The sequence below is a fragment of the Pseudocitrobacter cyperus genome (genome assembly GCF_039889165.1).
In the GTDB taxonomy this organism is placed as follows: domain Bacteria; phylum Pseudomonadota; class Gammaproteobacteria; order Enterobacterales; family Enterobacteriaceae; genus Pseudocitrobacter; species Pseudocitrobacter cyperus.
The window spans coordinates 983,500-1,004,110 of the sequence record NZ_JAYMYY010000001.1; the positions used below are offsets into that span (position 1 = coordinate 983,500).

At 54.8% G+C, this 20,611-nt stretch carries 23 protein-coding genes and 1 tRNA gene; 6 read left to right on the plus strand and 18 right to left on the minus strand.

Annotated elements, in window-relative coordinates; translation table 11 throughout:
- Window positions 1-52 precede the first annotated feature (52 nt).
- The 15 genes from ccmI to VSR74_RS04915 form a co-directional block, all read right to left on the minus strand.
- Window positions 53-832 (minus strand): c-type cytochrome biogenesis protein CcmI, encoded by a 780-nt coding sequence (gene ccmI / locus VSR74_RS04845; protein WP_347793661.1) that lies wholly within the window; start codon window positions 830-832, stop codon window positions 53-55.
- Window positions 829-1,287 carry a cytochrome c-type biogenesis protein gene (locus VSR74_RS04850; protein WP_347793662.1) on the minus strand — a complete coding sequence of 153 codons (459 nt, stop codon included), beginning with the start codon at window positions 1,285-1,287 and terminating at the stop codon, window positions 829-831. The genes ccmI and VSR74_RS04850 overlap by 4 nt, the downstream gene beginning before the upstream one ends.
- The gene (locus VSR74_RS04855) at window positions 1,284-1,841 is read right to left on the minus strand and encodes a DsbE family thiol:disulfide interchange protein (protein ID WP_347793663.1); all 558 of its coding nucleotides are present in this window, start codon (window positions 1,839-1,841) and stop codon (window positions 1,284-1,286) included. The genes VSR74_RS04850 and VSR74_RS04855 overlap by 4 nt, the downstream gene beginning before the upstream one ends.
- On the minus strand, window positions 1,831-3,792 hold the full coding sequence (locus VSR74_RS04860) for a heme lyase CcmF/NrfE family subunit (RefSeq protein ID WP_347793664.1): 1,962 nt from the start codon (window positions 3,790-3,792) through the stop codon (window positions 1,831-1,833). Before VSR74_RS04860 ends, VSR74_RS04855 begins: the two co-directional genes overlap by 11 nt.
- The gene (ccmE, locus tag VSR74_RS04865) at window positions 3,789-4,256 is read right to left on the minus strand and encodes a cytochrome c maturation protein CcmE (RefSeq protein WP_347793665.1); all 468 of its coding nucleotides are present in this window, start codon (window positions 4,254-4,256) and stop codon (window positions 3,789-3,791) included. The genes VSR74_RS04860 and ccmE overlap by 4 nt, the downstream gene beginning before the upstream one ends.
- Window positions 4,240-4,473, minus strand: coding sequence for a heme exporter protein CcmD (gene ccmD, locus VSR74_RS04870; protein WP_347793666.1), 234 nt, complete (start codon window positions 4,471-4,473; stop codon window positions 4,240-4,242). Before ccmD ends, ccmE begins: the two co-directional genes overlap by 17 nt.
- Entirely contained in the window at window positions 4,470-5,207 is a 738-nt protein-coding gene (locus VSR74_RS04875; RefSeq protein ID WP_347793667.1) for a heme ABC transporter permease, read from the minus strand. The genes ccmD and VSR74_RS04875 overlap by 4 nt, the downstream gene beginning before the upstream one ends.
- Window positions 5,208-5,238: 31 nt before the next feature.
- Window positions 5,239-5,895, minus strand: a complete 657-nt coding sequence (ccmB, locus tag VSR74_RS04880; RefSeq protein WP_347793668.1) for a heme exporter protein CcmB — start codon at window positions 5,893-5,895, stop codon at window positions 5,239-5,241.
- A complete protein-coding gene (gene ccmA / locus VSR74_RS04885; protein WP_347793669.1) occupies window positions 5,892-6,515 on the minus strand; it encodes a cytochrome c biogenesis heme-transporting ATPase CcmA in 624 nt (207 codons plus the stop codon). Before ccmA ends, ccmB begins: the two co-directional genes overlap by 4 nt.
- 41 nt (window positions 6,516-6,556) lie before the next feature.
- The gene (locus tag VSR74_RS04890) at window positions 6,557-7,885 is read right to left on the minus strand and encodes a c-type cytochrome (RefSeq protein WP_347793670.1); all 1,329 of its coding nucleotides are present in this window, start codon (window positions 7,883-7,885) and stop codon (window positions 6,557-6,559) included.
- An 11-nt stretch (window positions 7,886-7,896) separates the two neighbouring features.
- Window positions 7,897-9,681, minus strand: coding sequence for a GMC family oxidoreductase (locus VSR74_RS04895; RefSeq protein ID WP_347793671.1), 1,785 nt, complete (start codon window positions 9,679-9,681; stop codon window positions 7,897-7,899).
- Window positions 9,682-9,683: 2 nt separating this feature from the next.
- A complete protein-coding gene (locus tag VSR74_RS04900; protein WP_347793672.1) occupies window positions 9,684-10,421 on the minus strand; it encodes a gluconate 2-dehydrogenase subunit 3 family protein in 738 nt (245 codons plus the stop codon).
- A 183-nt stretch (window positions 10,422-10,604) separates the two neighbouring features.
- A complete protein-coding gene (locus VSR74_RS04905) occupies window positions 10,605-11,018 on the minus strand; it encodes a DoxX family protein (protein WP_347793673.1) in 414 nt (137 codons plus the stop codon).
- A 724-nt stretch (window positions 11,019-11,742) separates the two neighbouring features.
- Window positions 11,743-11,830, minus strand: a tRNA-Ser gene (locus tag VSR74_RS04910).
- 144 nt (window positions 11,831-11,974) lie between these two features.
- Window positions 11,975-13,597 carry an ABC transporter substrate-binding protein gene (locus tag VSR74_RS04915; protein WP_347793674.1) on the minus strand — a complete coding sequence of 541 codons (1,623 nt, stop codon included), beginning with the start codon at window positions 13,595-13,597 and terminating at the stop codon, window positions 11,975-11,977.
- Window positions 13,598-13,794: 197 nt separating this feature from the next.
- On the opposite strand from VSR74_RS04915, the gene yccA reads away from it, so the two are divergent.
- Entirely contained in the window at window positions 13,795-14,454 is a 660-nt protein-coding gene (gene yccA, locus VSR74_RS04920) for an FtsH protease modulator YccA (protein ID WP_347793675.1), read from the plus strand.
- An 86-nt stretch (window positions 14,455-14,540) separates the two neighbouring features.
- On the plus strand, window positions 14,541-14,870 hold the full coding sequence (gene tusE, locus VSR74_RS04925) for a sulfurtransferase TusE (RefSeq protein ID WP_347793676.1): 330 nt from the start codon (window positions 14,541-14,543) through the stop codon (window positions 14,868-14,870).
- Here tusE and yccX read toward each other — a convergent pair.
- Complete coding sequence (gene yccX / locus VSR74_RS04930; RefSeq protein WP_347793677.1) at window positions 14,867-15,148, minus strand: acylphosphatase; 282 nt, start codon at window positions 15,146-15,148, stop codon at window positions 14,867-14,869. The two genes, tusE and yccX, sit on opposite strands and share 4 nt — an antisense overlap.
- A 156-nt stretch (window positions 15,149-15,304) precedes the next feature.
- Here yccX and rlmI point away from each other — a divergent pair, with 156 nt between their 5' ends.
- The gene (gene rlmI, locus VSR74_RS04935) at window positions 15,305-16,495 is read left to right on the plus strand and encodes a 23S rRNA (cytosine(1962)-C(5))-methyltransferase RlmI (protein WP_347793678.1); all 1,191 of its coding nucleotides are present in this window, start codon (window positions 15,305-15,307) and stop codon (window positions 16,493-16,495) included.
- A gap of 60 nt (window positions 16,496-16,555) precedes the next feature.
- Window positions 16,556-16,873 (plus strand): heat shock protein HspQ, encoded by a 318-nt coding sequence (gene hspQ / locus VSR74_RS04940; protein WP_347793679.1) that lies wholly within the window; start codon window positions 16,556-16,558, stop codon window positions 16,871-16,873.
- 39 nt (window positions 16,874-16,912) lie between these two features.
- On the opposite strand, the gene VSR74_RS04945 is transcribed toward hspQ, so the two are convergent.
- Complete coding sequence (locus VSR74_RS04945) at window positions 16,913-17,326, minus strand: CoA-binding protein (protein ID WP_347794356.1); 414 nt, start codon at window positions 17,324-17,326, stop codon at window positions 16,913-16,915.
- Between the two features lie 168 nt (window positions 17,327-17,494).
- Here VSR74_RS04945 and mgsA point away from each other — a divergent pair, with 168 nt between their 5' ends.
- Entirely contained in the window at window positions 17,495-17,953 is a 459-nt protein-coding gene (gene mgsA / locus VSR74_RS04950) for a methylglyoxal synthase (protein WP_347793680.1), read from the plus strand.
- Window positions 17,954-17,987: 34 nt separating this feature from the next.
- Here mgsA and helD read toward each other — a convergent pair whose 3' ends face one another.
- Window positions 17,988-20,042, minus strand: coding sequence for a DNA helicase IV (gene helD / locus VSR74_RS04955; RefSeq protein ID WP_347793681.1), 2,055 nt, complete (start codon window positions 20,040-20,042; stop codon window positions 17,988-17,990).
- Window positions 20,043-20,163: 121 nt separating this feature from the next.
- On the opposite strand from helD, the gene VSR74_RS04960 reads away from it, so the two are divergent.
- On the plus strand, window positions 20,164-20,610 hold the full coding sequence (locus VSR74_RS04960) for a YccF domain-containing protein (RefSeq protein WP_347793682.1): 447 nt from the start codon (window positions 20,164-20,166) through the stop codon (window positions 20,608-20,610).
- Window position 20,611: the final 1 nt, after the last annotated feature.

Below are 20,611 nucleotides of genomic sequence, written 5' to 3' on the forward strand. Positions count from 1 at the left end.
CTGATACGGGATGCTCAGTACATCTGTATTACACATCAATTTATTGTAAATGCTATTGCGCCAGATGGCGTGCCATCATGTCGCAGCGTGTCCCTCTGTTTTCCAGTAGATTAAGCACCGGCTGGCCCTGACTCATTGCGGCGGTGCGCAGATTTTCGGGATATTTTTTTAGCAGATCATGCAGTTTCATTTCCCCCTGGCGGACTGCGCTTTCATCGCCGGTACAAATCAAGGCCCCGGCATAATCCAGCGCGATTGCCGCGCTTTCTGGTGCTAACTGACTTGCTTTAGCGAACGCGCCCATCGCCATATCGCCATTGTTCAGCACCATGCCAAGGCGACCCAGCAGACGCCAGGCGTCCAGATCGTCAGGAAAAGTTTGCAGGTGGCTGCGCAACCCCAGCCCCAGTTGCTCAACTTCATCCATACGCAGCGGACGTTCCGCCGGGTTGAGCACACGTTGCAACAGCGTCGGAAATTCGTTCTGCGCCAGACGTAGCGTATTCACTTCACTGAGATTACTGGTTTTGAGGAAAACCCCGACGCTGATCACCACCAGCGCCAGCGCGCCGGGCAGCAGCAGCCAGCGACTCTGGGGACGATATGCCGTTGGAACCGCCGCCGGGGTATCAGATAACAACGTGCGTTGTAGCTCCACCACCATCGCATCACGCTCCTGAGGATCGCCCTGCTCAATCTCCTGAAGACGGGCGTGATAAAACGCGCGATTCAGGGCATCATGTCCGACGTCATCGCGTGTAGCCCAGGGAAAGAAAAGCAGCCCGATAGCGCTCGCCAGCAGCAGCGCCACCACAATTAAAAACAGGGTCATATCTCTTTCTCTTTTTCCAGTAGCGCCGCCAGCCGCGCTCGCTCTTCATCACTGAGTTCGTCATCGCTTGCGTCACGGCGTCGTGCGCGCAAGACCACAACCGTTGCGCCCACCGCAACAAATAGCGCCGGTAACAGCCACAGCGCCAGCGTACCGGGTGTCACCGGCGGTTCATAGCTGACAAAATTGCCGTAGCGCGCCACCATATAGTCCATAATCTGCTGTTTGCTCTGCCCCTGCTGGAGCAGTTCATACACCTTTTGCCGCATATCGGCGGCGATCATGGCGTTGGAATCCGCTACGCTGTTGTTCTGACATTTCGGGCAGCGCAACTGGGCGGTGATATCGCGAAACGTCTGCTCCTGGGCATCATCTTTAAACTGCCAGGTCTCAATGGCCGCCAGCGCGTTGCAGGCCAGCATCAGCGCCATGATCCCGAGTATCCAGCGTTTCATGATGACGCTCCCTGGCTGTACTGCCGCCAGAGCGGTTCCAGTTGTTCACGCCAGACGCGTTCGTCCAGCGCGCCAGCGTGACGCCAGCGCACCACCCCGCCCCCGTCAATCAGGAAGGTCTCCGGCGCGCCGTAAACGCCAAGATCAAGCCCCAACATACCGTTGCCGTCAAACAGGCTGAGCGAATAGGGATTACCGAGCTGATTAAGCCAGTCGACGGCTTTGCGCCTGTCGTCTTTGTAATTCATCCCCACCACTCTCACGCCCTGCCCGGAGAGTTGATTCAGAAACTGATGTTCAGCGCGACAAGTCGGACACCAGGTCGCCCAGACGTTGAGTAACAACGGCTTACCGCTGATCAGCACCGAACGGTCGTACAACTCGCCGGGTTTGTTTAACGCTTCCAGACGAAAGGCCGGAACCGGCTTTCCGATCAACGCCGACTCAAGTCTGGTTGGGTCGTCGCCCTCCGCGTTACGCATCAACTGCCAGAGTAGCGCGATGACCAGCGCCAGAAACAGAATCAGCGGCAGAAACAGGATCTTACGCGTCATGATTCACCTCCAGACTCTTTTTCCGCATCCGATAGCGCGGGTCGAGCATGCAGCACAAACCGCCCAGCGCCATTAACACACCGCCGTACCAGATCCAGCGGACAAACGGCTTGTAATAGAGGCGTACCGCCCAGCTTCCGTCGTCGAGTTCTTCACCCAGCGCCGCATACAGATCGCGCGTTAACCCACCGTCGATAGCCGCTTCCGTCATCATCATACGGCTGGCGCTATAAAAGCGTTTTTCCGCATACAGCGTAGCTTCCGGACGCCCATGGTGAGTCACCTGAATAATCCCTTCACCGCCAAACCAGTTGGGGCCAACTATGTCGCGAACGCCATTGAAAACGAAGTGATACTGGTGAATATCAATGCTATCTCCCGCTTTCATGCGTACATCGCGCTCCACGCTGTAGCTCTGGCTGAATGCGATGCCGGTGACGGTGACGGCCACGCCGATATGCCCCAACACCATTCCCCACTGGCTGCGCGAGAGTTTCGTCAGGCCGACCCAGAAACCATGGCGATGGGTCGCGCGTTCATGCAGTTCTATCAGCACAAAAATAAACACCCACAGCGCCATCATCAGGCCGATGACCGTCATCGCGGCAATGCGATCCTGTAACAGCCACGGAAGCACAATGGCCAGCACTAACGTCAGCACCAGAGAAATCACCAGCCGTTTAATTTGCTTCTTCGCATCATCGCGACGCCAGCGCACCAAAGGGCCAATGCCCAGCAGCAGAGCGAATGGCGCCATCAGCACGGTAAAGAGAGTATTGAAGAATGGCTCGCCGATAGAGATGCTGCCCAGCCCCAGCTCTTTATGCACCAGCGGCAACAGCGTGCCGAGAAGAACCACCAGCATGGCGGCAATAAGTAAAATGTTATTGCCCAGCAGGAAGGATTCCCTCGACCATAGAGTATGTTCAACGCGTGCCCGCACGCTGCCGCCTTTGAGGGCGTACAGCAGCAGCGAGCCGCCGATAACCAGCACCAGCAGCGCCAGAATAAACATCCCGCGCGCGGGATCGGAAGCGAACGCATGTACCGACACCAGTACACCGGAACGCACCAGGAATGTCCCCATCAGGCATAGCGAGAAGGCGCTGATTGCCAGCAGAACCGTCCAGGCACGGAAGCTCCCGCGTTTTTCAGTGACCGCCAGCGAGTGCATCAGCGCGGTACCGACCAGCCACGGCATAAACGAGGCGTTTTCGACCGGATCCCAGAACCACCAGCCGCCCCAGCCCAGTTCGTAGTAAGCCCACGCCGAGCCCAGCACGATGCCCATGGTCAGGAATATCCACGCAGCCTGCGTCCACGGGCGCGACCAGCGGGCCCAGGCGGTATCCAGCCTTCCGGCAAGCAACGAGGCAATCGCAAAGGCGAAGGCAACCGAGAAACCGACGTAGCCCATATAGAGCAACGGCGGATGGAAGATCATCCCGATATCCTGTAACAGCGGGTTGAGATCCCGCCCATCAATCGGATAGTCCGGCAGCCCGCGAGTAAACGGGTTAGAGGTAAACAGAATAAACAGCAGGAAACCGGCGCTTACCATCCCCATCACCGACAGCACGCGCGCAACCGCATCCAGCGGCATTCGGCGGCTGAACAGCGCAACGGCAAAAGTCCAGCCGCTCATTAATAACACCCACAGCAGCAGCGAGCCTTCGTGCGCTCCCCAGGTGGCGGCGACGCGATACCAGACAGGCAGCGCGACGTTCGAGTTGTCCGCCACATAGCGAACCGTGAAATCATTGACCACGAACGCGTGCACCAGCACCAGGAACGCCGCAAGAATGGCGAAAAACAGCGCCCAGCTTAACGGACGCGCCAGCGCCATCAGCCAGCGGCTTTGGCGGTAAGCGCCCCAAAGCGGGTAAATCGCAAGCCCCAGCGCAAGCCCCAGCGCCAGGCAGAGTAAAAAGTTGCCCAGTTCCGGCATCATTGGCGATGTTCCTTTTGCTCAGGCGATGTGGTGCTCATCGCATTATGGATTTCCGGCGGCGTATAGTTTTCATCGTGCTTCGCTAAGACCTGTTGCGCCGTAACATGCCGATCGCCGTCAAGTACGCCCTGCGCTACCGCCCCCTGCCCTTCGCGGAACAGATCCGGCAGGATACCGTTATAGCTCACCGAGACTGCGCCGCGCGCATCGTACAGGCGGAAAGTGACATCCAGCGTTTTCTCATTACGCTTGATGCTACCCGGCTCGACATATCCTCCAACGCGCAGTCGCTGACCATTATGCGGCTTTTCGTGGGTTTCATTTTTGCCGTACAGAATTTCCCCCGGCGTATAAAACAGGTCGATGTTGCTGCTCAGCGCATAGAGCACCAGAGTAACAGCCAGCCCCACTCCCGCCAGTACGGCCAGAGCCAGATAAAGGCGAGTTTTACGGCGTGCGTGCATCAACCTGCTCCTTGTTCATGCGTTCGCGCGCACCGCGTAGGCGTTGCTCGCGGCGCTGTTGACGGCGAACAGCCTGTAACAGCGATTTATGCTGCCACAGGGAATGGCCGACCAGCCCCAACAGTACAACCAGCGTCGTTGCGACCGACAGCCAGACATAGAGGGCGTAACCCCCCATCGACAGAAACGCGGCGAAAGAAGAAAACGCGGGCGTCATTGCACATCTCCTTTATTGGCAAGCATCGCCACCCACGGACGACGACGTTCCTGCCAGAGGATCAGGTTACGCAGGCGCAATAACGTTAAGGTGATAAACAGGCAAAGAAAGCCGAGAATGGCGAACCGTAGCGGCATGCGCATGCTGATATCAATGGTCTGTTGCATGTTGGTTGAGCCCTGATGTAGCGTGTTCCACCACAATACCGAATAGTGAATAATCGGCAGATTAACGACGCCCACCAGCGCCAGGATCCCCGCGGCTCGCCCGGCCAGACGCCGATCATCAAATGCGTTCCACAGCGCAATAATCCCGGCGTATAAGAACAGCAGCACCAGTTCAGACGTCAGGCGCGCATCCCAAATCCACCAGGTGCCCCACATCGGTTTGCCCCAGGCGGAGCCAGTTATCAGGGCAATAAGCGTGTAGCCTGCCCCAATCGGCGCCAGTGCGATAAGCGTTAAGTCGGCCATTTTCATCTGCCAGACCAGGCCTGCGAAAGCCGCAGCCGCCATAATGGCGTAAATCGCCATTGACCACATCGCGGCCGGAACGTGCACGTACATAATGCGGTAGCTTTCGCCCTGCTGATAATCCGCAGGCGCGTAGATAAATCCCCACCCCAGCCCGATAATCAGCAGGAGCGCGCTGAGCGTTGCCAGCCACGGAAGCCAGCGACCACAGAGGGTATACAGCCGCTCCGGTATCGCCAGTTGATGTAATGATTTCCACATAAAATTGCTCATCCAGGTGAAAACAGGCCCGTTATACGGAAAGCCGCAATGCGGCGGCAGTCGCGAATGGAGCGAGCGTTGCGCTCCCCGCCAGAAATGCGCCCAGCACCGCGAGATAGCCGTCGACGGGCAGGCCGGCGGCCGCGGCTTCACAGGCGGCGGAAGCAAAAATCAGCATCGGCACGGAGAGAGGCAATACCAGCAAACTAAGCAGGACACCGCCGCGTTTCAGGCCGACCGTCAGCGCCGCGCCGACCGCGCCGATAAAACTCAATGTCGGCGTGCCAAGCAGAAGCGTGAGAAACAAAACGCCGGCGCTGTGCCCACTCATGCCGAGCAACAGTGCCGCCAGCGGTGAAACCAGCAACAGAGGCAGCCCGGTCATCATCCAGTGCGCCAGCACTTTCGCCATCACCACGCCTGACAGCGGCGTCGGCAGCAGCAGTTGCTGTTCCAGCGAACCATCCAGCAGGTCATCGCGAAATAAGCGATCCATCACCAGCAGCGAAGCCAGTAGCGCCGCCACCCAGATAACGCCGGGCGCGATTTGCGCCAGCAGCGCGCTTTCCGGCCCGACGCTGAAAGGAAAGAGAGTGATGACAATCAGGAAAAACCACAGTGGATTAAGAATGTCGGCTCCCCGCCGCCACGCCAGACGCAGTTCGCAAACAAAAATTGTGCGTATCATGGGAGACAGGCCTCCCCGTCGCAAAGCGTGACAACGCGTAACGGGCAGTTCAGTGCCCGCAGCGGCTGGTGCGTGGTCAGCACCACGCTGCCTCCCGCCTGTACGTGTTTTTCCAGTTGCCGGGTCAAGGTTTCAATCGCCGCGACATCAAGCGCCGCCAGGGGCTCGTCGAGGATCCACAGCGTCGCCTCACTAAGCCACAGGCGCGCCAGTGCGCTACGCCGCTGCTGCCCTGCCGACAGTTGAAATAGCGGTAAGTCTTCATATCCCGCAAGGCCTACGGCCGCAAGCGCCGCTTCCCTCGCCTGAAGCGCTGACTGAGGATAGAAAAAGCGCAGATTCTCCTCAGCGCTCAGCGTGGCTTTAACCCCGGGTTTGTGCCCAATCCACAGCAGTTGCTGGTGAAAGCTGTCGCGCACGCGGGAAAGCCGTTCGCCGTGCCAGCACACACTGCCGCTTTCGGGCTGTGTCAGACCGGTTAACAGACGCAGCAGAGAGGTTTTACCTGAACCGTTCGCGCCCGCTATCTGCACCACCTCCCCGGCTTGCACCGTAAAAGAGAGTGACTCAAATAGCACCCGTTCCTCGTAGACGCAGGTCAATTGATTTGCGTGCAGCATGAAAAACCCTTTAACGGGGAGCAACGCTCCCCGTGTATCCGTTACGGCGTCGGTAGTTTAGAGATATCGGCGTTGCCCATTGCTTTTTCGTCATGAGAAAGCGATTTACGCACTTTCGCCACATCAGAAGCCGTTACAGGTAACGCGTTATTGCCCCAACTGGTGCGGATAAAGTTGGTCACATCCGCAACCTGCTGATCGTCCAGACGCCAGCCAAACGACGGCATGGTCAGGTTGGAAACAGCGCCTTTCACCGCCGGAGTGGTGCTACCGGTCAGGATGATGTGAATAAGCGAGGTCGCATCTTCCGTCTGCACCACCGGGTTGCCTTTCAGCGACGGGAATGCACGTTTGTATCCCACACCATCGGTACGGTGACAGGCCGCGCAGTTATCCACATACAGTGATGCGCCAGGTTTGCTGTCATTCCCTTTCCACAAATCTTTTGCCACGCTGTCTTCAACCGGCGCAGGCGTCTGCTTACCCTCGCGCGGCGGCAGAGATTTCAGGTAACGGGAAATCGCCATAATGTCGTCATCGGAGAGATATTGCAGACTGTGCTCAACAACATCACTCATCCCGCCAAAGACCACGGACTTATCGTTACGCCCGGTTTTCAGAAATTCCGCCAGTTCCGCTTCGCTCCAGGTTCCCAGACCCTCACGGTTTTCACCACGCAGACTGGAGGCCACCCAGCCGTCGATTGGGCTGTTGCTGCCGGAGAGATAGTTGTCGCCTTCACTCTCGCTCAGGGCTTTTTCCTGCATCGTCAGGCTGCGCGGAGTATGGCAGGCACCGCAGTGACCGAGCCCTTCTACCAGATAACGCCCACGTTCCAGCACCGGATCGGCCTGCGGGTTCACCACAAAGTCTTTCGGCGCTGGCGCAAACATCAAACGCCAGATGGAGAGCGGCCAGCGCATGGAGAGCGGCCATGGAATATCGGAATCGCGGTTCGGCCCTGCCTGAGGTTCAACGCCATGCATAAAGTAGGCGTACATCGCGCGCATGTCCGCTTCGCTTACTCGGGCAAAAGACGGGAACGGCATCGCCGGGTAAAGCGTTGAGCCATCTTTGCGCACGCCCTTGCGAACCGCATCGTCAAACTCTTCAAAGGTGTAATTACCAATACCGTTCTTTTTGTCCGGGGTAATATTGGTCGAGTAAATAGTGCCAATTGGGGTTTCCATTGGCAGGCCGCCGGCAAACGGCTTCCCTTCTTTACCGTTGGTATGACAGGCTACGCAGTCGCCTGCCCGCGCCAGGTACTCCCCCTGGCGAATAAGATTACTGTCGGTTGACGCATCCTGCGCAAAGCTTGTAAAGCTCAGCGCCCCCAGCACCAGCGCCGATAAGAGTTGAATTTTCATCGTTGCCTTCCTTATGCCTGCACCAGTGGGCCTGGGTTTCTCAGATACTGTTCACGGATAGCTTTTGCTGACCAGTACGCCAGCGCGGCAACCGTCCCTGTTGGGTTATAACCCAGCCCCTGCGGGAAGGCGGATGCGCCAATGACAAACACGTTGTGCACATCCCAGCTTTGCAGATAGCGGTTCACCGCACTGGTTTTCGGATCCTCGCCCATCACCGCCCCGCCGTTCATGTGGGTGGTCTGGTAACTGGTGGTATCGAAATGGCTGTTGGCGTTTTTCGGGCTGCCTAACATATATTTTGGATTCATCGCTTTGGCGATAGGCGCCATTTTGTCGTACATGAACTGCGCCATCTTGATATCGTTTTCCTGCCAGTCAAACGTCATACGCAGCAGCGGCTGGCCGTAGATGTTTTTGTAGTTAGGATCGAGGTCAAGATAGTTCTGGCGGTAGGACTGATGCGCGCCGTGGGCATCCATCGACAGGTGGTGCGTATAGGTATCCGCCACCGCGGCTTTCCATTTGCTCCCCCACGCCGGCGTGCCAGGAGGCACAGGCAGGCCTGAAATCGGTTTGGTACCCGCCTGGTTTACCCAGAACGGGGAACCGCCAACAAAACCGACCGCGCCGTGGTCAAAGTTATCGGCGTTGAAATCATCAATGCCGACGCCGTTGCCGCCCGCCCCGATAAACGGGTTGGTGAAGGTATCTTTATCAAAGATGGCTTTAATCGTGGTCATGTTCTGGTAAGCGAAGTTACGCCCGACCACACCTTCACCGGTTTCAGGATTGTACGGTTTACCGATCCCCGACAGCAGCATCAGGTGAACGTTATGGAACTGGAATGCGCCTACAATCACCAGATCGGCCGGCTGTTCCACTTCACGCCCCTGCGCGTCCACATAGGTCACGCCTGTCGCACGGGTTTTATCATCGGTCAGATTAACCTTCAGTACGTTGGAATTGGTACGCAGTTCGAAGCGTTTTTCCATCCGCAGCGCAGGCAGAATATTCACGTTCGGCGAAGCTTTGGAGTACATATAGCAGGCGTAGCCGCTACAGAATCCGCAGAAGTTGCACGGCCCCATCTGCGCGCCGTAGGTGTTGGTATAAGAGTCTGAGGTGTTCGCCGACGGCAGGTTATACGGGTGATAACCCACTTCACGCGCCGCTTTCTCGAACAGTTGCGCGGACCAGGTATTTTTTTGCGCTGGCAGCGGGAAGTCATCTGAACGATCCGGGGCAAACGGGTTGCCACCACGATCTTTCCCGACCACTTTGCCTTTCACCGACCAGGCGGTGCCCGACGTGCCGAACACTTTTTCGGCTTTATCGAAGAACGGTTCAAGCTCATCGTAAGTAACGCCGAAGTCCTGAATGATCATGTCCTGCGGGATGAAATTCTTGCCGTAGCGTTCTTCATAGTGGCTGCGCATCTGCAATTCAACAGGATCGACGCGGAAATGCACGCCTGACCAGTGTAACCCTGCGCCACCGACGCCCGTGCCCGGCAGAAATGCCGCTAGCTGGCGATACGGAACCGCCGTCTGGGTGGTGTTGTGACGAATGGTGACGGTACTTTTGGAGAGATCCTGAAACAGCTTGCGGCGAATATTATAAGTCAGTTCGTCGATAACCTGCGGGTATGCGCCATCCGGCCAGGTATCGCGCATCGGGCCACGCTCCAGCGCAACCACGTTTAATCCAGCTTCGGTCAGTTCTTTGGCCATGATGGCGCCAACCCAACCAAAACCGACAATCACCGCATCGGTTTTTTTCATTACGGTAGCCATTGTTATGCCCTCTCCCCATTAATTGATACCGGCGGGAAGGGGTAACGCTCGCCCCGTTCAACCCAGTCCATAAAGTCGGCGCGTGCGCCAGGAAAATTAATCAACGTCCAGCCCACCATGCCTTTATTGCCGCCGTGGATGGGGTCGCTGAAGAACCCTTCGCGGGTGTTCTGGAGTAAGTAAGAGAAGAAAAGTGAGGCGGGAAGCTGTTTGAAGCTGGCGGAGCCCGATTCAAATTGACTCAGTACGGCATCCTGTTTTGCGGTATCCAGTTCAGCAAACGGTTTACCGTACTGCTGACGACACCACTCATTGGCTTCCACGATGCCCAGGTTATAGATTTGTTTTGGTACCAGCGGCAGTTGATAACCCATCTCTTTCGGGACATCCGGGTTAAACGGCCCCTGCATATACCAGATAGAACCCGTTGCATAAGGGGTATTCATCTGCCGGTCAATAAATTCCGGCACTCCGGCCTCCAGCGCGCCAGGCCCCCGTTCATCCGCCGGGATAAGCCGCGCAACCGCCGCCTTAACAAACGCCCACTCTTCCGTATTAAAAAAAAGCGGCGTCCACTCACCATTATCTGTAACGGCGTTTGCTTTATTCTCTGCGGCGACGGCATTTTCAACCATCCCCAGGGCGCCGACGCTACTGCCGCCAACCACTACCGCAGGAATTAAAGTCATCGACTTGACCAGAAAGTCGCGTCGCGAACTGTTCGTTTTCTCGCTCGACATTGTCACATCCCTTCAATTAATTTGAACACGCTACCGAATAAGAAAAACCGACTGAAATCAAAATAGATATTACCATTCCAACAATGCTGTTCGAATGGCAATACGGGTCGTTAACCTTTCAGCCAGTCTTTCGGCACGAAGGTGTTTTATTATTGCATCAATGATAGACCATCAATGCGGTAATTATTTGCGGTCGAGAGAGTAGCTGCCTGGCCCGGTAAATGCCAACAACAAGAACCCACCGCAGATGCTGACGTTTTTAAAGAAATTGGTCATTGCCATGTACTGATCCATTCCGCTCATCGTCCAGTAAGGGTGGCCAATAAATGCGGTTACGACGGTGTAGACGGCCAGAAGCAGCGCCAGCGGACGGGTAAAATAACCAGCCACAATAAGTAACCCAAACACCAACTCAACGACGATAGCAATAATTGCGGAAAGCTGCGGTAGTGGCGCACCAACGGCGGTCATATAGCCTACGGTGCCTTCAAAACCCATCATCTTCTGCCAGCCAAATAACACAAAAAGGATTGCCAGTAGAATACGAGCAACCAATAAACCACCATTTTTATATTTGTCCAGCGATAAGTACTGCATGACTTTTTCCTTGATAGAACAAAAAATTACAAATTTTTCTTTACTGACTTATGTGATGACGGCTTCAGATGCTTCTGAGCGCCATTCCCTGTAAAAAGGCATCATCAACGATGAGATAACACTACTTTTTACACGCGCATTCTATTCCTTCAGAATAACCTTACAACATCAATTCAGGATACTCACTGTATCAGTTTAGTTGACAACCCGCGGAATGCCTTAACGTTTCACCATGCAAAAAGTGCTGTTTAGAAATTTGCCGCACTTTACGTGCTGCCGCAGGGAGTTAATAACGCCAGTGAAAGGTTTCACCGCTTTACTATTATCCTGTTACCAGCCGAGGTCTATTACTCTCATATATTATGAATCCCCTTCATCTTCTTCAATGTCAAGAAGGCTGCCGCTATTAATAAATGAAATTTATAAAGCTTTGCCATAAGACTAAAACCCGGCCAGTTAAATATGCACTACCGATTCATGTTTAGTTTTTCGTGGCGCTGTGAACGGCTGAAATAAGTTAACGCGCAACTCTGGCTTGTTAATTAACCCCTGGCTAATTAATGCCTGATGAGAAAAGAATGAAAGCACGCGGGTGGTATTTATGTCAGGTAGCCTGGGATCTGCAAACAGGAGGCCAGGCAGATCTTGTGATATGGCAGGGAAAGCGCAGGTAAGCGCTAAAATGCAAAAACCCCAGACAATTTCTTGTCTGGGGTTTAGTGTTTGGCGGAAGCGTAGAGATTCGAACTCTAGAACCCTTTCGGGTCGCCGGTTTTCAAGACCGGTGCCTTCAACCGCTCGGCCACGCTTCCAATGAGGCGCACTATAAACATCCCGCTCCGGCCTGTAAAGCCCCATTTTGATCGTTTGCCTGAAAAACAGTCAAAAACGCGTTATTCGTCTGAAATTACAACAAAATGGCGAGTTTTTCGACACTTACAGCGCGCTTATTTTGTTTAATGCTTTTTGATGTACATATCTTTGGTGAAGTAATAACCCAGCCTGTCGGGGGTAAATCCACCGACCCACGGTTTCACCAGGTGTGCACGAACGTAATGATAAAGCGGGATCGCCGGAACATCCTGCCCGAGGAGATCCTCCGCCCGCTGGTAATCGCGTCCACGCTGGGCGAGGTCGGTGGCCATCGCTGCATCCCTTAGCGCCTTATCATAATCCGGATTGCTGTAACGGCTGGTGTTACCGCTGTCGCCGGTACGGAAGTTATTAAGGAACGTAGTGGCATCGTCATAATCGGCAATCCAGGCATAACGCACCGCATCAAATTCACCGGAGTGCTTCGTGTCGAGCATGGTTTTCCACTCCTGGTTCTGCAATCGAGCCTCGACGCCAATGTTTTTCTTCCACATTGAAGCTGCCGCAATCGCAATCCTTTGATGGGATTCCGAGGTGTTATAAAGGAGGTTGAAGCTCAGTGGATGGTTCACGCCAAATCCGGCTTCAGTCAGCAATTTTTTCGCCTCATTAATGCGTTTCTCACGCGGCCAACTGGCGTATTCCGGATTTTTCAGTACGATGCCACCGATTTCCGGCTGGCTGACGAGCCAGGCTGGACGCTGCCCCTGCCCCAGTACTTTTTCTGCGATAATTTCTTTATCGAGCGCCATATTTAGCGCACGGCGCACCCGGGCATCGTTGAAAGGCGCGCGCGTGGTGTTGAACTCATAGTAGTAGGTTGCCAGATGTGGTGAAACATTAAGCTGATCAGGCATCGTTTTCTTCAACAAGGCAAACTGATTAATCGGCACCGTTGACGTGATATCTATTTCCCCGGCTTTATAGCGATTCACATCCGCCGCTTCTGACGCGATGGGCAGATAAGTCACCTTGTTAATCACCGTATGGCTGTCATCCCAGTAACGCGGATTGCGTTTGCCAACAATACGTTCGTTCACCACCCATTCAGAGAGCGTGTAGGGGCCGCTGCTAACAAAATGTTCCGGCTTCGTCCACTTTTCAGCAAAACGGGTAATCAGCGTCTTATCTAATGCCACCAGCGAAGGGTGTGCCAGCATCGGTAAAAACGATGCGGTGGGCTGCGTCAACGTGATTTCCAGCGTTTTATCGTCGAGCGCTTTTACACCCAGCGAATCCGGTGCCTTCTTCCCTTCTGCTATCAGGGAAGCGTTCACGACATGTATGCTTCCCAGGTAGCTGGCATAGGGTGACGCCGTTTTCGGATCGACCAGTCTCTGCCAGCTCCAGACAATATCCTGTGCGGTAATCGGGGTGCCGTTTGACCATGTAATGCCTTCACGCAGGTGAAATATCCAACTGCCGTTATTCTCCCACGATGCCGCCAGACGGGGTTCAATAGTGCCGTCTGGCTTTACCGCCACCAGCCCGTCGAACATATCGCTGATAATGTTGAACTCAACATCGCTTTCTACTTTGTGCGGGTCGAGTGAGGCAGGCTCGCTGCCATTGTTTCTCACCAGTTCCTGTTTTTCTGCCAACGCTGTGCCTTCTGGTACATTCGCCGCGCTGACTACCGTTGAGAGACATACAAGCCCTGTCGCCAGCATGATGCGGGTAATGTGATTGTGATGATGTGGTTTCATTTCCCTTGCCTTATTTTAATTGTTGAGACCCTCTCCACTCTTAGCGCCGGTTCCTGGATAAGGCAATCAATTTCAGCCACCTATAAGAGGTTGATCTCGCTCTTTCTACTGAGTAAAGATGGGTAAAAGGATTAGGGGTTATGACAGGCTTTTCTTATGCTGTTCCACTATTACTATCCATTAAAAGAGAGTGAATCATGGATCGCATAATTACTTCATCGCGTGACCGCTCGTCCCTGCTGAGCACACATAAAGTCCTGCGTAATACCTATTTCATGCTCAGCCTGACGCTGGCGTTTTCGGCGATCACCGCAACGGCCAGCACCGTGCTGATGTTGCCGTCTCCGGGCCTGATCCTGACGCTGGTGGGGATGTACGGTCTGATGTTCCTGACCTACAAAACTGCTGACAAACCGGTTGGTATTCTGTCCGCGTTCGCGTTTACTGGCTTCCTCGGTTATATCCTGGGCCCCATCCTTAACGCGTATCTTTCTGCCGGAATGGGCGATGTGATTGGCATGGCGCTGGGCGGCACCGCACTGGTCTTCTTCTGCTGTTCAGCCTACGTGCTGACCACCCGCAAAGATATGTCCTTCCTTGGCGGTATGCTGATGGCGGGTATCGTCGTGGTGCTGATCGGTATGGTTGCCAACATCTTCCTGCAACTGCCAGCGCTGCATCTGGCGATCAGCGCGGTGTTTATCCTGATCTCTTCAGGCGCCATCCTGTATGAGACCAGCAATATCATTCACGGCGGGGAAACCAACTACATCCGTGCAACCGTCAGCCTGTATGTCTCTCTGTACAACATCTTTGTTAGCCTGTTGAGCATTCTGGGCTTCGCCAGCCGCGACTAACGTAGACTTAACGCCACAAGGCCTCGCTTATGCGGGGCCTTTTTTTTTGCTACACTGCCCGCCGTTTGTATGACGTGTGAAAAATTATGTTGATTTACGAAGAGCATGAAATTGAGACCGATAACGACGGTTATCTGAAAGACTCTACCCTGTGGAGCGAAGGTATGGCCGTGGTCATCGCAGCCGGAGAAGGCATCGAACTGAGCCCGGAACACTGGGAAGTGGTGCGATTTGTGCGCGACTTCTACCTGGAATTTAATACTTCCCCGGCGATCCGCATGCTGGTGAAGGCAATGGCCAATAAATTTGGGGAAGAGAAAGGCAACAGCCGTTACCTCTATCGCCTGTTCCCGAAAGGCCCGGCGAAGCAAGCAACCAAAATTGCTGGCCTGCCTAAACCGGTGAAGTGTATTTAATAGCGGATACTAAAATTATCCCACGCCTGCCGGGGTTGGTGGGGTTCAGTGAGAACCCGGTCAACCCTGGCGCTGCGCGGCCCTCCAGCCTTAAGCCACGCCAGCAACGCTTCTACCTGCGCCTCTTCGCCGCAGGCGACCACTTCCACGCTGCCATCGTCCAGATTACGCGCATAACCTTTCAGCCCTAAACGCAACGCTTCACGCTGAGTACTGTAGCGAAAGCCAACCCCCTGAACCATGCCATAGACCCAGGCAATTGTGCACATTGACGCCATTTTTACCCTCCTCTCGTTCCCTGTCGTTCTGTTTATTATGGCATTTCCCCGACGCTTTACCGTAGCAGGAGCCGCAATATCGCCTTGTTCATTGCAATTGGACGGCGAAGTCGGGAAAATGCAGCCCTTCCCATCGAATAGCCAGAATAATTATCTATGAGCGTACGTTTAGTGTTAACCAAAGGGCGTGAGAAATCCTTACTCCGCCGCCATCCCTGGGTCTTTTCCGGGGCCGTTGCCCGTATGGAAGGCAAAGCCAACCTCGGTGAAACCATTGATATCGTCGACAACAAAGGGAAGTGGTTAGCCCGTGGTGCTTACTCGCCGGAATCGCAAATCCGCGCGCGCGTCTGGACGTTTGATGAAAATGAAACCATCGATATCGACTTCTTTGTCCGTCGTCTACAGCAGGCGCAACAGTGGCGCGACTGGCTGGCGCAGCAGGATGGCCTCGATAGCTATCGTCTGATTGCCGGCGAATCCGACGGTTTGCCGGGTGTGACTATCGACCGCTTTGGCAATTTCCTCGTGCTGCAACTGCTGAGCGCCGGGGCGGAATACCAGCGTGCAGCGTTAATTAGCGCCCTGCAAACGTTGTATCCGGAATGCGCCATTTATGACCGCAGCGACGTCGCCGTGCGTAAAAAAGAAGGCATGGAACTGACGCAAGGCCCGGTGACCGGTGAACTGCCGCCAGCCCTGCTGCCAATTCAGGAGCACGGTATGAAGCTGCTGGTGGATATCCAGCACGGTCACAAAACCGGATACTACCTCGACCAGCGCGACAGCCGCCTGGCGACGCGCCGTTATGTCGCGGACAAGCGCGTCCTCAACTGCTTCTCTTATACCGGCGGTTTTGCGGTCTCTGCACTGATGGGCGGCTGCCGCCAGGTGACCAGCGTCGATACCTCGCAGGAAGCACTGGATGTGGCAAAACAGAACGTCGAGCTGAACAACCTTGATCTCAGCAAAGCTGAGTTCGTGCGGGATGACGTGTTCAAACTGCTGCGCAAATATCGCGATCAGGGCGAGAAATTCGATGTCATCGTAATGGATCCGCCAAAGTTCGTTGAGAACAAAAGCCAGCTTCAGGGGGCCTGCCGCGGCTATAAAGATATCAACATGCTGGCCATCCAGTTGCTGAATCCGGGCGGCGTGCTGCTGACCTTCTCCTGTTCCGGTCTGATGACGACAGATTTATTCCAGAAAATCATCGCGGATGCCGCAATAGATGCCGGTCGTGATGTACAATTTATAGAGCAGTTCCGTCAGGCGGCCGATCACCCGGTGATCGCAACCTATCCCGAAGGACTGTATCTGAAAGGGTTTGCCTGTCGCGTCATGTAACTTGAAAAGCGAAACAACGACCTCATATTGTATGGAGTTAATGTTTCCCGGGAGGTGACTATGATTGCCAGCAAATTCGGTATCGGCCAACAGGTTCGTCATTCCTTGTTAGGGTATCTGGGCGTGATTGTCGATATCGACCCGGAATACTCACTTGATGAACCAGAGCCCGATGAACTGGCGGCAAACGACGAACTGCGTATGCTGCCGTGGTATCACGTGGTCATGGAAGATGAAGACGGCCAGCCAGTTCATACCTACCTGGCTGAAGCTCAACTTAGCGGTGAACCAAGCGAAGAGCATCCTGAGCAACCCTCGATGGATGAACTGGCGCGCACCATTCGCCAACAGCTTCAGGCGCCGCGACTGCGTAACTAACCCCCCGAAAAAACAAAACCCCGAGCTGCGGGGTTTTTCTTATTTCGCCAGCCCAAGACGCGGGATTTCAATTGCCGGACAACGATCCATCACCACGCTCAGCCCCGCATTGCGCGCCAGCACGGCCGCCTGTTCGTTAATCACGCCCAACTGTAACCACAGTACCTTTGCCCCTATGGCTACCGCTTCCTGCGCCACGCCCCACGCTGCTTCTGAATTACGGAAAACATCCACCATATCGATTTTTTCCGGTACGTCCGCAAGCGTCGCATAGCCCTTCTGACCCAGGAGTTCTTTACCCGCTACTTTTGGCGAGACCGGTATCACGCGGTAGCCCTGATCCAATAAATACTTCATCACCCGATAGCTTGGACGATCCGGCTTGTCGCTCGCGCCCACCAGCGCAATGGTACGTGTGGTGGTCAAAATGTCTGCGATATCACTTTCAGTCATCATTTTTTCTCCTGGCCTTTTTCTCAGTGTACGCCAATCTCAGAAGAGCTGCGATTAACGCTCACGCTGTCGGCAATTTCGCCACTCATCATATTTTTTACCCGTAAAGCTTGCAGCAGTATTCGCATCCAGTAATCTGTCTGCATTTATTGTTCAGGATACAACGCTATGGAACTCACCACTCGCACGCTGCCTGCGCGCAAACACATTGCGCTGGTTGCCCACGACCACTGCAAAGATATGCTTATGAAATGGGTCGATCGCCATAAAGCCGTGTTGGCTCAGCACTCGCTGTCGGCGACCGGTACCACCGGGAACCTGGTGGCGCGCGCTACAGGCCTGGAAGTCAACGCCTTGCTCAGCGGCCCGATGGGCGGCGATCAGCAGGTCGGCGCGTTGATCTCTGAAGGGAAAATTGATGTGCTGATTTTCTTCTGGGATCCGCTGAACGCCGTGCCACACGATCCGGACGTCAAAGCGCTGCTGCGCCTGGCAACCGTCTGGAATATTCCGGTCGCCACCAACGCCTCAACGGCGGATCTTATTATCCAGTCGCCGCATTTCAGCGACCCGGTGGATATTTTGATTCCGGATTATCAGCGGTATCTGGCAGATCGTCTGAGATAATTCATCAACCCGGCTATCACGCCGGGTTTATTTTTCAGGGCTTGCGCGCCACCGGCACATCCAGATGTTTCAGGATCTCAACAAACGGCGACGGCTCCTCTTTATTGAACAGCAGCCACACGCGGTGACGAGCGCGCGTTATCGCTACATAGAGCAAACGGCGTTCTTCAGCATCGACAAAATCCTCTGGCTCCGGCAGCAACGCCTGCTCCATGATGGACTCCCTCGCCGGTGCCGGGAAACCATCCTGCCCCTCCTGCAAACCCAGCACAATCACGTAATCCGCCTGCTGACCTTTACTGGCATGCACGGTCATAAAATCGATATTCAGCTTTGGCCAGCGCGTGGCGGCTTTTTCCAGCGCGGCAGGTTTCAGGTGGTGATAACGCGCCAGCACCAGAATACGTTGTTCCGGCGTGACGTAACCGCTCAGCTTGTCAAACAGCGCATCGAGTTGATCGTCCGGTAATAAGGTTACTGCTTTTTTATCACCCGCCGTCAGGCTGTTCAGCGGCTTGTGCAACTGATGCGGGTTTTGCTGGATAAACCGATTAGCGATCTGCCCGATGCGACCATTAAAGCGATAGGTGGTATCCAGCGCACAGTTGTCGCCCTCACCGAAATAGTGACTGAAGGCCGTAGTAAGCGACAGTTGCGCCCCGCTGAAGCGGTAGATAGCCTGCCAGTCATCGCCCACGGCAAAGAGTGTCGTTTGTGAGTTTTGCTTACGCAGCGCTGCCAGCAGAGCTGCGCGCTGTGGCGAGATATCCTGAAACTCATCGACCAGAATATGCTTCCAGGGGCTGACAAAACGCCCCTTCTCCAGCACGTTAATCGCCTGATGGATCAGGCCGGAGAAATCGACGGCATTCTCATCTTTCAATGCCGTTTTCCAGGCTTTCAGCAACGGAGCCATCAGCTTAACGCGCTTACTGAAGAGGTCACGCACCTCTTCCGGCGCATTTTCGATCATCTCCGCCTGCGAACCGCCATGCATGCGCATCAGGCTGACCCAGCGATCAAGGCGGCTACCCATTCGCTTGAGGATCTTCGCATCATTCCAGAAAGCGTCTTCACCAACTTCCCAGCCCATCTCTTCCTGTAACCATAAGCGCCAGCCCTTGGCCTGGGCGTTTTTCTCTTTGCACTGCTGTTGCCAGCAATCAGTAAAAAGCTTGTAGCGAGCCGTGGTATCACTTTCCAGCTTGCTGACCACCGGTACCTTTTTGCTACCCTGCTGGATAATATGCAGCGCCAGCGAGTGGAAAGTCCGCGCGGAAATCGCATCCGTATGCAGGCGCTCCTGAATACGCTCATCCATCTCCTGTGCCGCCTTGCGCCCAAACGCCAGCAGTAAGATTTGCTCTGCTGCCGCTTCGCCCCGCGCAAGGAGCCAGCCCGCGCGCGCTACCAGAACGGAAGTTTTACCACTACCAGCGCCTGCCAGCACCAGCAGCGAGCGTTCACCATTAACCACCGCTCGCGCCTGGGAGCCGTTTAACGGTGAGGATTCGATCTGCTCGAAGAAATCGGCGTACTGTTCCAGCATTGTTTCGGTATAGCGCTGGTTATGCGCCTGGCGACTGGCTTCCACATCATTCATCCAGGCTTTGCATTGCTGCCAGGCGTCGCGACAGTTGTCAAAACTGTCGAGCCGGCTGACGGGAACCGGTAAGCCTTCCAGTGCATGAAGGATCCGCTGACGAATATCCGCTGTTTGCTGGCGCGTAAGCCATTTCTCCGCATCATTATTCGCGGCTATTTCCGCCAGCAACTGTTGCAGTACGCCTGCGGAAATCTCGCTCATCTCCTGGCTCCAGGCCTGCCAGTTGGCGATTAAGTGGCGATGGAAACGCTGGGTTTCACCCCATTCAGTGCCGTGTAGACGGACAACTTTATCTTCCGGCAGCACAAATTCCAGCTCGCCCCACACCAGCCCGCGCTTACAGTTAATTGAAAGCAACTGATTAAAAGGAATGAGATATTCATGATGCTCACCCGACACCTTAACGCCCGCGTTGAGAAGCTCAACGCGATCGTATGGATGCTGCGCCATGCGCTTGCCCAACGTTGTCGCTTTTAATTCCATCTCTCGCCGAATCCTGACTTTTTCAATATCACACAGTGTAACCGCCAGAGAATAGGTGCTCCAGCGCAAAAAAACGTTACAATTACCCGCACTTATTATTCACAGGCCGCACAGAGGATTTATGCGTACCGTTCTGAATATTTTAAATTTTGTATTAGGTGGTTTTGCCACAACCTTCGGTTGGCTGGTAGCAACGTTCTTCAGCATCATTTTTATTATCACTCTGCCGCTCACCCGTTCCTGCTGGGAGATAACCAAACTGTCGCTGATCCCATACGGCAACGAGGCGGTACACGTTGATGAACTGGAGCCGCAATCGAAAAACAGCGTGCTGAATGCTGGCGGTACCGTGCTGAACATAGTCTGGCTGGTGCTGTTTGGCTGGTGGCTGTGCTTATCGCATATCGCGGTCGGTATCGCGCAATGCATCAGCATCATCGGTATCCCGGTTGGCATCGCCAACTTTAAAATTGCCGCCATTGCGCTCTGGCCCGTGGGGCGTCGCGTCGTGCCGGTTGAAGTGGCTCGCGCCGCGCGTGAAGCCAATGCGCGTCGTCGTTTCCAGTAAC